The sequence below is a fragment of the Mucilaginibacter glaciei genome (assembly GCF_014773245.1).
Classification (GTDB): Bacteria; Bacteroidota; Bacteroidia; order Sphingobacteriales; family Sphingobacteriaceae; genus Mucilaginibacter; species Mucilaginibacter glaciei.
In genome coordinates, this window is the sequence record NZ_JACWMX010000010.1 from 1 (window position 1) to 12,854 (window position 12,854).

The window sequence follows — 12,854 nt, forward strand, 5'->3', positions numbered from 1 at the left end:
ATAATTTATTCTCTATCTCTTTTAAGAACTTTGCGCTTCACCTCGCGGCTCTGCTTTATGTTGTCGGTCATTGCGACCTCAACTTTCAATTTTTATCGTTTGAAATTGCTTCAAACTCTCAACTCTTTGTCTCCCTCGTTTCCGATTCTCGACTCCCTCGTTTTGGGATTGCAAAGGTAAAAACCTTTTCTTTATTTACAAACTTTATTTTTTTAATTTCTAAAGCTTGGTTTCAATGTACTCTCCGCAATTTTTGTTGCCTCATTTGCGGAGTGCAAAGGTGCAAATAATTTTAACGTTTGTCAAGTGAAATTTTCACTTTTTTAACTCTTTTTTTATTTGCTGAACCTTCAAAAAACGACGCCCTTTTGATTTGAGCGGATACAAATGTAAGGAGAAAACACCTATCAGCCTAAAGAAATTTTCAAATAATTAAAACAATTGCTTAACTCGCTGAAAACTAATACTAAGTTACGATCAGCATTAGCGGTACAAACATGTATTTACCCTTAACATACCTCCAGGCCTATCATATAACTACCAAAATACAGCCTGAAAATTTTGTGTAAGTTTGAAATAGATATGGATAATTACACTTTCCCGCCGCGTTTTTTAGACTCGTTAGATCATGAACAGGGCTTTGACCGCCAAAATTTTATTGATGCACATCAGTCAGAACCTGCTTTCACATCTATCAGAATTAACCCTTTTAAACATTCAGCCCTCAAAAAAGATGCGCAAGTACCCTGGTGCGCCCAGGGATTTTATTTAAACGAGCGCCCTTCTTTTACGTTCGACCCGCTATTTCACGCCGGGGCATACTATGTACAGGAAGCAACGTCGATGTTTATTGACCATATTATGCACACCATCAGGCCGGATCAAGAAGATCCGATCAGGGTTTTGGATCTCTGTGCAGCACCCGGGGGCAAAAGCACATTGCTTAATTCGGCCATTAAAAGCACCGACCTGCTGGTTGCAAACGAGATCATCAAAACGCGTGTACCTATATTAAGTGATAATTTGAACCGATGGGGTACCTCAAACACCATCATCACTAATAACGACCCGAAGGATTTTAACAGCATTCACAGTTTTTTTGATGTGATACTGGTTGATGCCCCGTGCTCCGGCTCGGGTATGTTCCGTAAAGACCCCGCCGCCATGAACGAGTGGAGTGAAGGCAACGTTAACCTGTGCCACCAGCGGCAGGAACGCATTCTGGCAGATATTTACCCTGCCTTAAAAGAAGACGGCTACCTTATATATAGTACTTGCTCTTACTCGCACCAGGAGAACGAGGATATTTTGGATTGGCTATGCACGGAATTTGACCTGGAGACTGTGCGCATACCTATATATAAGGGGTGGGGAATCGTTGAAACGGAATCGCCCGTAAAAAAAGCTTGGGGATACCGCTTCTATCCGGGCAAGGTACAGGGCGAAGGTTTGTTTGCCAGCTGCCTGCGCAAAAAGGCCAGCAGCGGAGGCTTGTCAAACTATAAAAACAATGGGCAGCAAAAACTACCGGCAAAAGAGATGGATATCGTCAAAGGTTATTTAAACCAGCCGGACGACTTTTATTTTTTTAAAGTAGCCGACGATTGGCTGGCGATTAACCGGGAGCATAAAGAGAGCCTGAATATTTTACACCGGCACCTATATATCAAAAAGTCGGGCGTGAGGATTGGCAAACTGGCCGGTAACGACCTGATACCCGATCATGAGCTGGCCCTGAGTTTAGCCATTGATAAAAGTGTTGTGTTAGATACCCCTCTAAATAAGGAACAAGCAATACAATACCTGCGCCGTGATAACATCGACATACAAATTGCCAATAAAGGCTGGAGTTTGATGAGCTATGAGGGTTTGGTTTTAGGCTGGGCAAAGTTATTGCCCAACAGGATCAATAATTATTATCCGAAAGAGATCAGGATAATGACGCAGCAAGTAGTTTAGATAAACATCATGTCAATTGCAATGATGGCGCTCCCAGGTTGCACCACTGCAATTGACATCATGTGTTTACTCCAGATCGGCAGCTGCAAAGGTATTTCCTTGTTTAACATCCCCGGTTTCGTAACCCTTCTTGAACCAGTACATGCGCTGCGCACTGCTGCCGTGGGTAAAGGTATCGGGAGTTACTTCACCCTGATATTCTTTCTGCAGGCGGTCATCGCCAATTTGGTGTGCGGCGTTTAACGCCTCTTCTATATCACCCGGATCCAGCACATTCTTTAAATTCTTTTCGTAGTAAGCCCATACGCCCGCATAAAAATCGGCCTGTAACTCTAATTTAACTGAAAGCTTGTTATATTCTTCCTGGCTTAATTGCTGCCTTGCCTGATCCATTTTTGCGGTTACGCCCAACAGGTCCTGCACGTGATGGCCAACCTCATGGGCAATTACATAAGCCTGTGCAAAATCGCCCGCGGCCTGAAACTTATTTTGTAATTCATCAAAAAAGGAAAGGTCGATATATACCTTCTGGTCGCCTGGGCAATAGAATGGGCCGGATGCAGAAGATGCATTACCGCAAGCCGTTGTAATTCCCTGTTGAAAGAATACCATTTTAGGGTTACTGTAGCTTTTACCCATATCGCTAAACAGCTTGCCCCAAACATCTTCGGTATCGGCCAAAACTACTTTAGCAAATTTCTTCTGCGGCGACTCTTCACCACCGCTGCTTCCGCCGGGGCGGGTATCTATCTGTTCGGTTTGATTAGAACCTCCCTGCTGGTTTTGGTTCAGGATCTGGGATGGGTCTACACCGGTGAAAAAGTAGATAGCAGCAGCTATAATACCTATAATTCCGCCACCAAAAGCGATACCCCGGCCGCCACCGCCACTACCGCCTTCTTCTGTGTTGCCGCTTTCGCGCCTGCCCATCCATTGCATAATATTCCTGTTTAGTTTAGCTCTTAAACAGTAAAGACCCGTAGAATGTTTTGGTGTCTGGGAAAGTTGGGGAGAGGTTATAAATAGTATGAAAGGTTGGAAAAGTTGGAAAAGTTAAAAGGCTTGAAAACAGAGAGGTTATAAAGGTTAGAAACCTTAATGCTTCCAACCTTTATAACCTCTCTAACTTCTTTCAGCTAAAACTTACCTGTCCAGCTTTGCCACTCTGGTAGGTGTATCCTTACCTGCAACGATACTGCGCGAACCTAACGCTAAAGCTTTTATCGTCGCCACAATGTTCTTGGTATCTAAGCTGGCAAACTCATCGCCAACGGAGTGATACAGTTTATCGGTATCGATTTGATCTGTTGATATACTGTGCGCCGGTACGCCTAAACGTGCCAGGGTGGCGTTGTCACTACGGTAAAAAAGGTTTTGCTGCGGGTATGGGTCGGGATAGAATTTAAACGCGGTACCTTCCAGGTTCTTTTGCAGGATAGGCCCAAAATCCGACCTTTCAAAGCCGGTAATAAATGCTGTATTAGGGCCAAACTTAGAATCCTTACCAATCATCTCGATATTGAACATGGCTACCACCTGGTCGGCATTTAATTGTTTAGAGAAAAACTGCGAGCCGTAACCGCCGCTTTCCTCGGCTGTAAAGGCTACAAAGATGAGGGTGCGCTCGTTACCGCCGGCCTTCTTAAAGAACTTAGCCAGGCTGATCACTGCCGTAGTACCCGATGCATCATCATCTGCGCCGTTGGCGATGCTATCGCCATTCATCGCCTTAACAATACCCAAATGATCATAATGACCGCTGAACACCACATACTCATTAGGTTTTGATTTACCGGGAATCATACCGGCTACGTTGAACAAGGGTTTTTCTACCGCTGTAACCTCGTAACTTACCTCAAGTGATTTTACATCGGCTACAGGTGCCATCACAAATACTTTAGGGTAATCAACCCCGCCCGCTTTGCTGAACGATGTGCCGCCGCGTTTGGCACGTGCTACAATACGTTTAAAAAAAGAAGAATAACTGGTATCTAACAATACCAACGTCTTTTTATCGGTAGCCATCAGAGTTTGATATTCGCTGGCAAAGTTTTTACCCGCCGGGATATTGACCACGGTAACACCATCGGCACTTTCCCACTTAAAGGATGCAGCGGCCGTTATAGCAATATTATCTGCTGCTACCTCCGCGCCGTTCAGCGTTACTTTAGCACTTACAGGTTTTGTTTGAACCATACTGAAGTTTTGCCTGAAGCCGGTATTGCCGGTTAATGGTTTTATCCCAGCCTGTTTAAATTCGCCCTCGATAAAGGTAGCTGCCTTATCTATCCCTGGTGTAAAGATACCGCGGCCCTGCATATCATCGGCACTCAAAGTTTTGATGATGCGTTCCACATCGTCAGATTTGATCAGTTTATCTACATTTTTGGTAAAGCCGGCATCCTGTGCCGACACAAGCGATGGTGCAATTGCTAAGGCGGCAAGCGCTGCATATAATTTAATTCTCATAGTATTATTTAACTTTTGATGATAACCAGCTGTTGCGGAAATCTTGTTGTTGTTTGGTTAATTCGCGACCGGCCTTTTCGAAGGTTACTACCTCTAAAGCCGGGTTCTCTTCTAAAACGAGCGTGGTTTCATGTTCGCCTGCGCGGTTTTTATAGGTGATACCGATCTTATCGCCCGGGTTTTTGGCAGCAACGGCGGCTGTCAAACCTGCCGCATCAATGTCTTTACCGTCGGCTTTCAGGATCACGTCGCCTGCATCTAAGCCCGCTTTATACAGTGGGGTATCTTTAGTAGTTGGCGACGTAATAGGGATGCCACCACCTGCGGCAGCATTGCTCTCGCCAGATGAACCACGACGGGGTACCGCACCGATACGTCCTACCCAGGCTTTACCTGCCTGCGCTTTACGCAACATAAAACCTGCTTTAGCTAAAAGTTGCTGGTAATCATTCTTTTCCACACCATTAATGTAGCGTTTAAAGAAATCTGCCGCGAAAACCGGATTAGTTACTTTAGCCAATACCGCCTGCAAATCGGCTACGTTATAAGCTTTTTCTGTTTTGCCGTGGGTTAACCAAAGCTGGCGCATGAAGTCGTCGAGCGTTAGGTTGAATTCGCTGCGCAGGCGCAAGTCTAACGCCAACGCTGTTGCACCGCCATAAGTATAGTAGCTTGTAAAGATGTTACCGCTGTTCAGCTGATCTACCGATACGCCTGCATCGGCAAATACGGCGTAACGACTGGCTTGCACCGGCGTAAAATATTTAGCACCGGGGGTATTGTACATGGCGTTTACAAAACCTGCAACTGTACGGGTGTACTCGTCAATAGTTTTTATCCCTGCGCGGGTCAGCACCAAGTCGCCATAATATTGGGTAAAACCTTCGGCACACCAAAGCTCGTTGCTCATGTTGGCGTGCTCAAAATTAAAGGGTTCTAAGGTTTTGGGACGGATGCGCTCCACATTCCAGCTGTGAAAATACTCATGAGAGAATGTACCTATCAGGTTCTTCTCTAAACCGGCAACTTTCGGCGCAGGATGAACTATAACCGTAGAGTTGCGGTGCTCCATACCATCGCCGGCGGTGCTTGGATGCACATCATGCAGGAAAACATAGGTGCCATAATCGTAAGTAGGCAGTTCGCCAAAAACGGCTTGCTCTTCCAATACTACTTTTTTAACCATGCCTGTAAAAGGCTCAAGTGCGGCAAGGTCATCATCAGCGTGCGTGCTTATCTTTATAGTTTGCTCCTTGCCATCCGGGTTTTTCACTGTCCAGCTTTCTTCCTTATAAGCCGACAGCTCAACCGGGCTATCCATCATATATTGCAGGTTTGGGGCATAGTATATATTCTTACCTTCCGGCTTTAACTGTGTAGCTACTTTCCAACCATTCTTATCCAAATCATTAAAAGTGAATTTAACCGGCCGATTATCCATGCCGTAAGCCCACATAAAAGATGCAGGCATCATCAGGTGCGCATGGCTCGGCTCGATACTGGTGTAGGTGCCATCTGTCCAGTTACCGAAAAGGGTGTAGCTGATCTTAACAACAGCGCCGTGTATTGGCACCTGATAAACATCGCCTTCCAGTTGGTTTAACAACAGGGCTTTGCCATTACCATCGGTAGCTTTTACGTTGTAGACGTTTTTGCCAAACTCATGCGTAGCGTAGCGGCCCGGCGATGAGCGGCTCATCCGTACCTTCAAAGGACCTGCAGGCACTTGTGGTATGGTCATTACTATTTCGGCCTCGTGGTGCATCACATTAGGGAACGAAACCGAGTAACTATTTGCAGGCTGCACTGTTTGTGCGATTGACGCTGAAGCAAGCAGGCACGCTGCGGTAATAAAGAGTAGGTTTTTTTTCATAGCGAAGTATTACGGCGATGAAATTACTATAAAATCGGTAAATGTTTTCTATCAATTTTATTACTGTGCGCTGTGCCAAATGCCTTACACACCCCCGCCCTTCTTAAGAGGGGACTTGAAAATTCTAATCGTAACTATGCCTGCCCAGGTCATATTCAGATTGGGCGGAGATGATCTTTTTACGACGGATAATATCCTCGTCCAAATTGTGATCATAAGTGCTGTTGGTAACGGCCATATCGCGATCTTTATCCTTGTCGGCAAAGTAGATATTGGCCTCGCCCAACTTGGCAATGGCGGTATCATAAGGCCCCTTGGGCGACATCAGCTTTACAAATACCGGCAAGCATTCAAACAAAATAAACAAGTAACCAATAAAAGCTATAGCCAGGTAGGTGTCTAAATCGCGGGTGCCTTTTTCATTGTAAGAAAGCTGGCCCAGGGCCCAGTTACGATCGGCAAAGCCGGCCACATTGGCAAGGCTATCCAGCTGGTGTTCGCTAAATAAGCGTAAGCCATTTACCCCTTCAAATTCTTTTCGCCGGCTTAAATACTGATCCATCTGGCCAAGGTTGTCGGTAACGGTTTTGAGCCTGTCCTGCTTTTCCTGTAACACCTGCGATTTTTGCTTGGCATAAGTGCCATAGCCGGTAATGCCAGATGTTTGGTTGGTTTTATCGCCGAACACTTCCTGGTTCAGCTCAAAGCGCGAGCGATTAATGTCGCGCTCCAAAGAATCCTTTTCTTTCTTTAGGTCGGTATTCTTACCCAGCTCCTGTGCATACTTTTGATTGTAGGTAGCCTGCAGCGTATCTATTTTGCTGTGCTGGCCTTTTAGATAAGCGGTCTTCAGTTTCTGGCGGATCTCTTTATCGAAGATCTTTAGTTCCAGCGGGCGCGAGATCACTATACCTATCATAATAGCTAATAAGATCCTGGGCGAGGCCTGCAGGATCTGGCTGTTGGTGCTGCCCTCTTTATTAATGCTGGATACGATATATCTATCCATATTAAAAATAGCCGTGCCCCAAAGCAGGCCGAACAATATGGCGAAGCCTACCGCAAATGCATTACCGCTAAAAACAAAATACATGGCATAACCGCCAGATAGTGCGGCAAACAGAGCGGTGAAAAATATAGTTGCCCCAATACCTACATACTTATTATGCTCGATAGGGTACTTTTTAAGTGTATCTATATGTGCGCCCGAACAGAACCAGAAAAACCGGGTAACTTTCTTCATTTAAGCTATTTATCTGTAATATTTTACAAACCTTTATATGAAACGCTCGTGGGTACGGTTTGTTACAGTGTGTATGCAAATATTTGAGATAGAAAAAACATACCTTTGACCTATAAATACATTAAGCATGAAAGAAATAAGCGTACAGGAACTAAAAAAAAAGTTAGATAGCGGCGAAGATTTTCAACTGATTGACGTTCGTGAAGACTTTGAATACGAAACATCAAACATAGGCGGCGAGCTGATACCTTTAGGTGGTATTTTAATAGAAGCCGATAAGGTAAGCCACGATAAACCGGTAGTGGTAATGTGCCGCAGCGGCAAACGCAGTATGGCTGCTATTATGCAGTTAGAGGCGCAAGGCTACACCAACCTAAGCAACCTTAAAGGCGGCATTTTAGCCTGGCAGGCAGAGATCGACCCAAACCTTAACGTTTATTAGGCAATGGGCAAAAAGGTAGCACTAAACGTATTATATAACATTGTTATATTTATATGTGTAATTGTTATTTACCAGGCAGTAGAGCATGGCCGGTACGAATATGTATTGGGCTGTGCCTTCCTAGCCGGTATTATAATCACGCTTAAAATAAAGCTGATCAAAGAGATCAAAGGCATGCAGAAGCCCTAAGTGGTATTAAATATAACAGCTGAATCTTCAACCCTCTGAACTTTCGTTTCGGTACATTACATTAGCCGTAACAATTTGTTATTCAACTACTCTAAACTTTATATTAAACTTAAATAAAATGTTCATCGCAATTATTGGGGTCATTTTGCTTGTTGTAGGCGGAATGGTTAAACGTTCACCTGAGCCGGCAAGCCGCTTTGGCGGTACAATACGTATTATTGGGGTTGTTGTTATTGTTTTGGGGCTGCTATTCTCCATGTTTAAAGTGATAGAGCCCGGTAAAGTTGGTGTGCAGGTACTATTTGGCAAGGTGCAGGATGATGTTTTGGAAAGCGGCCTGCATGTGGTCAATCCGTTGGTTGATGTAACCACATTTAGCATCCAAACGCAAAATTATACCATGAGCGCCGTACATAGCGAAGGCGAAGTACAGGGTGATGACGCGATCAGGGTGTTATCATCAGATGGTTTGGAGGTGATGGTAGATCTTTCGGTTCTTTACAAAGTAGATGCCGCAAAAGCTCCATATATTCTGCAAAACATCGGTTTGGACTATACCGATAAGATCGTCCGTACGGTATCAAGAACTGCTATCAGAGATAACGCGGTGAATTATGCAGCGGTTGATCTGTACTCTACCAAACGACAGGAATTTCAGGAGAAGATTAACAAGACCATTGCTTTAAGTTTTGCAAAACGTGGCTTGGAGCTGCAGCAGATCCTGGTGCGGAATATTTCGCTCCCGGCATCAGTTCGGGCGAGTATCGAATCAAAGATCAATGCCGAACAGGAAGCACAGAAAATGCAGTTCGTGTTACAAAAGGAACGCCAGGAAGCCGACCGTAAAAGGGTAGAGGCGCAGGGTATTGCCGATTATCAAAAGATCTTATCTACCGGCTTATCTGATAAGCAATTGCAGTACGAAACCATTAAAGCACAAAAGGAAATAGCCCTGTCGCCAAATGCTAAAGTGATCATCATTGGCAATGGTAAAGGCAACCCCATCATGCTGAGTGATAAGTAAGCGTCTGTTTTTATAAACGGCGGGCAAACAATTAGCCCGCTGTTTTTGTATATGCAATACCCTTAGCGCTGCATCACAGTAAAACTTCCTTACGGCTTGCCTTCGCTTTTTAGTAATATTGCACAAAATTTAGAATTGACAGCTGCAGCCAAAAAAATATTCTCCTACCTGCTTAAGGCGGCTATACTTATTTTAGCGTTCGCTTTCATTTATCATCAGTTTCTAAACAAGAACCAAAACCTGCACCAGTTTGAGGTTTTAATTAGCCGTATTAGCGGCAACCAGGTAATCATCACCCTATCCGTAGTGATACTTTTAATGGGCGTTAACTGGCTGCTGGAGAGTTTAAAGTGGCAGTACTTATCGCGCAGGCTTGCAAACATTTCTGTTTGGGAAGCCATCGAGGCGGTATTTTGCGGCTTAACATGGGCCATTTTTACCCCCAACCGCGTGGGGGAATACGGCGGCCGGGTTATGTTTTTGCCAAACCGTAAGCGCGTACACGGCGTTTTTGCCATGGCGGTGGGTTCTTTCGCACAAAATGTGATCACCAATTTAACGGGGCTTCTGGCCACCGTTTGGTTTTTATACTACTTCAGCATTGTAAATAATTGGATCGTGTTAGGCATAGCGGTGCTTTCGTTCTTCTTCCTGCTACTGCTAATGGTATTTTACTTCAATATCAAATGGCTGGTAGGGTTACTCAACCGCGTCAAATTTCTTCGAAAATACCACCGGTTCTTCGATATTATGGGGCGGTATAATTTTAAAGAACTGCTGGTGGTTATAGGCTACAGCCTGGCCCGGTTCTTTGTATTTACGTTTCAGTATTACCTGGTTATTCATCTTTTACTGCCCGATATTCATGCCGTGGAAATGATCATAACGGTTGTTGTTTTCATTTTCATCCAATCTGCCCTGCCCTCATTAGATCTGCTGGATATCGGCGTACGCAGTTTTACTGCCGCCCACTTATTTTTGTATATAACCAACCAGCAAATAGCTATCATTGCAGCCGTATCGGCCATATGGCTTATCAACTTAATTATCCCTGCTATACTGGGTTCTGTATTCGTTTTAAAACTCAAATTCTTTGATCGCACTGCATAGTATCCTTTCATTATTGTTAACCGGCTTGTACTTGCTGGTTGTAGTTTACCTGATCAAAGGCTGGGCGGCATTAAAGCAGCCCGCTATAACGGGCGCGCCGCTTACTACCAAAGTAACTATCCTGATTGCGGCACGTGACGAGGAAGAACGCATCCGTTATACTATTGAAGATATTATTGCGCAGGACTATCCCCGGCACCTGACCGAGGTGATCATTGTAGACGACCACAGTACAGATAATACCGCAGATATTATACGCAGTTACGCGGCTGATGGGATTACCCTGATTCAGTTACAGGCCGACTGGCCATTAAATTCTTACAAGAAAAAAGCAATTGCCGAAGCTATCGAACGGTCGGGAGGCGATTTAATGGTAGCCACCGATGCAGATTGCCGCATGGGCCCAAAATGGTTATCGTCAATAGTAGCTTATTACGAAACGAATGATAAGGTAATGATCTCGTCGCCGGTTACTTATTTTGAAGAACGGTCGTTATTTGAGCGGCTGCAAACACTTGAGTTTTCTTACCTGATTGGTATTGGCGCAGCATTTATCGGCAACGGGAGGGCATCCACCTGTAATGGCGCTAACCTGGCTTACCGCAAAGATGTATTTTATGAGGTAGGTGGCTTTAAGGGTATTGACGATCTGGCATCAGGTGATGATGAGTTACTATTGCAAAAGGTGGCAGTGGTATACCCGCACCGGATCGGTTTTTTTAAAAACCAGGATGCCGTTGTTTACACCCATGCCAAGCATACTTTGCAGGAGTTTTTACAGCAACGGCGCAGGTGGGCATCGAAATCTACCCGGTATAAGGATAAGAAAATAGTGGCGCTGGCGGTTTGTATCTGGCTGTTCAACCTTTCGCTCATTGCTAATGCCTTGTTATCATTTTATGACAGTTCCTTTTTTAGACTCTTCCTGGTGCAATTCCTACTTAAGTTTTTATTTGAGGCGGTGTTCCTGATCCCTATAACCGGTTTCTTTAAGCGGGCCGGATTGGTAGGCCTGTTGATCATACTTGCTCCTATCCATATTGTGTATTTTGTGTATGTGGGGCTAATTGGCAACACCAGCAAGTACTCGTGGAAAGGCCGCACCGTTAGATAATTTCATTATTACTTCTCTCAGCTATAAAATACACACAACCGTATCTGTTTAAAAATAATTATTCGTTATTTTAGGCTGCCCACAAAAACAATGCAAAATAATACGACTGGTTCTGGTGAAGAAGAATTGATAAGGCTGCTGCTAAAGCGTCAGTCGGAATTGAACTCCTTATTAGAAATAACACGTGCTATTAATAAAAATACGGCCACACCTGTTTTAATACAGATGCTGGAGGTAATTATGCGTAATTATTTGCAGGTGGGCAAATTCCGTTTCCTGATAGAGAAGGACAATTTTTACAGTTGCATATCTAAATACGGCGGGGCCATAGAAAGCCCGGCGGTACTTAATGGTACCTGGACGCATTTAAGCAAGATCAAATCGCCCGAGCCGCTATCGGGGCATCCCGATACAATTTTAGCCGGGTACGATTATTTTATCCCAATTTATCACAAAAACAGCGCGCTGGCTTTCGCCCTTATCGGCGATTTTAAAACCAGCGGCGATATGCTGAGTAACGACCTAACGTTTATTCAAACATTGATCAATGTAATTGTGGTGGCACTGGAGAATAAGAAACTTTTCAGAGAAAGGATCCAGGCCGAGCGTTTTAAACGGGAGATGGAACTGGCTGTAGAAGTACAAAATATGCTGGTGCCGTTAAAGATCCATAAAGAACCCGGTGTAGAGGTAGGATCAAAATATCTGCCGCATCAAAACATAGGGGGCGATTATTTCGACTTTTTCCGCCTGAACGAGAACGAGTTTATGTGGTGCATTGCCGATGTGTCGGGCAAGGGGATCTCGGCAGCGTTGCTGATGGCTAATTTCCAGGCAAGCCTGCAGGGGTTGGCCGCGATTGAAGACGACCTGACCACTATAGTTGAGCGCCTTAACCGCATTGTGATTAATAATACTAAGGGAGAGCGTTTCATTACCCTTTTCCTGGCGCGCTTTAATCAAAAAACCCGCAAGCTTAATTATATCAACGCCGGGCACAACCCAACAATTTTATACAGCGAAGGCGAGGCGATACCACTAAAACTGGGTACGACGATGATAGGCGCGTTTGACGAGCTGCCCTTTTTAAATGAAGGTGAGTTGGATATTGAGCCTAACAGCATGTTTTTTAATTATACCGACGGTTTGATGGATCACGAATTGCAGAACTACAAGGCGTGGAGCGAAGAAAAGCTGCTTGAATTTGTAATAACCAATGGCGAAATGAAACCCGACGACTTTAACGATGCTATGATGAACCACATTAACACCGTGATAAAAGGCAAGCCCATTGATGACATTACCTTGTTGACATTGAGGATCTCGTGAAGGTTTACCAGGCGTAATTGCCTTAACCATCTGCTGCACCGACCCGGGTTCGGTCGCGAGTACTGACAAGAAAATGTCAGAACCCTGTTTCTGATTGTCCTG

General features: G+C 44.6%; 11 protein-coding genes. 7 read left to right on the forward strand and 4 right to left on the reverse strand.

Going from position 1 to position 12,854, the window contains the following annotated elements:
- Positions 1-582: 582 nt before the first annotated feature.
- Positions 583-1,959, forward strand: a complete 1,377-nt coding sequence (locus IDJ76_RS18945) for a methyltransferase RsmF C-terminal domain-like protein (RefSeq protein ID WP_191165579.1) — start codon at positions 583-585, stop codon at positions 1,957-1,959.
- A 66-nt stretch (positions 1,960-2,025) separates the two neighbouring features.
- On the opposite strand, the gene ypfJ is transcribed toward IDJ76_RS18945, so the two are convergent.
- From ypfJ to IDJ76_RS18965, 4 genes are all read right to left on the reverse strand, one after another.
- A complete protein-coding gene (gene ypfJ, locus IDJ76_RS18950) occupies positions 2,026-2,898 on the reverse strand; it encodes a KPN_02809 family neutral zinc metallopeptidase (RefSeq protein WP_191165581.1) in 873 nt (290 codons plus the stop codon).
- A 204-nt stretch (positions 2,899-3,102) separates the two neighbouring features.
- Positions 3,103-4,428: a M20/M25/M40 family metallo-hydrolase gene (locus IDJ76_RS18955; RefSeq protein ID WP_191165583.1), complete on the reverse strand. Its 1,326-nt coding sequence runs from the start codon at positions 4,426-4,428 to the stop codon at positions 3,103-3,105.
- Between the two features lie 4 nt (positions 4,429-4,432).
- Positions 4,433-6,301 carry a M61 family metallopeptidase gene (locus tag IDJ76_RS18960; protein WP_191165585.1) on the reverse strand — a complete coding sequence of 623 codons (1,869 nt, stop codon included), beginning with the start codon at positions 6,299-6,301 and terminating at the stop codon, positions 4,433-4,435.
- Between the two features lie 124 nt (positions 6,302-6,425).
- Positions 6,426-7,544 (reverse strand): DUF4407 domain-containing protein, encoded by a 1,119-nt coding sequence (locus IDJ76_RS18965; RefSeq protein WP_191165587.1) that lies wholly within the window; start codon positions 7,542-7,544, stop codon positions 6,426-6,428.
- 127 nt (positions 7,545-7,671) lie between these two features.
- On the opposite strand from IDJ76_RS18965, the gene IDJ76_RS18970 reads away from it, so the two are divergent.
- The 6 genes from IDJ76_RS18970 to IDJ76_RS18995 all read left to right on the forward strand — a co-directional run bounded on the left by IDJ76_RS18970 (position 7,672) and on the right by IDJ76_RS18995 (position 12,752).
- Positions 7,672-7,986 (forward strand): rhodanese-like domain-containing protein, encoded by a 315-nt coding sequence (locus IDJ76_RS18970; protein WP_191165589.1) that lies wholly within the window; start codon positions 7,672-7,674, stop codon positions 7,984-7,986.
- A 3-nt stretch (positions 7,987-7,989) separates the two neighbouring features.
- A complete protein-coding gene (locus tag IDJ76_RS18975) occupies positions 7,990-8,175 on the forward strand; it encodes a DUF6358 family protein (RefSeq protein WP_191165591.1) in 186 nt (61 codons plus the stop codon).
- Positions 8,176-8,293: 118 nt separating this feature from the next.
- Positions 8,294-9,199, forward strand: a complete 906-nt coding sequence (locus IDJ76_RS18980; protein ID WP_191165593.1) for a prohibitin family protein — start codon at positions 8,294-8,296, stop codon at positions 9,197-9,199.
- A gap of 96 nt (positions 9,200-9,295) precedes the next feature.
- Positions 9,296-10,309, forward strand: coding sequence for a lysylphosphatidylglycerol synthase domain-containing protein (locus IDJ76_RS18985; protein WP_224746412.1), 1,014 nt, complete (start codon positions 9,296-9,298; stop codon positions 10,307-10,309).
- Positions 10,293-11,423 (forward strand): glycosyltransferase family 2 protein, encoded by a 1,131-nt coding sequence (locus tag IDJ76_RS18990; RefSeq protein ID WP_191165595.1) that lies wholly within the window; start codon positions 10,293-10,295, stop codon positions 11,421-11,423. The genes IDJ76_RS18985 and IDJ76_RS18990 overlap by 17 nt, the downstream gene beginning before the upstream one ends.
- 90 nt (positions 11,424-11,513) lie before the next feature.
- The gene (locus tag IDJ76_RS18995; protein ID WP_191165597.1) at positions 11,514-12,752 is read left to right on the forward strand and encodes a PP2C family protein-serine/threonine phosphatase; all 1,239 of its coding nucleotides are present in this window, start codon (positions 11,514-11,516) and stop codon (positions 12,750-12,752) included.
- Positions 12,753-12,854: the final 102 nt, after the last annotated feature.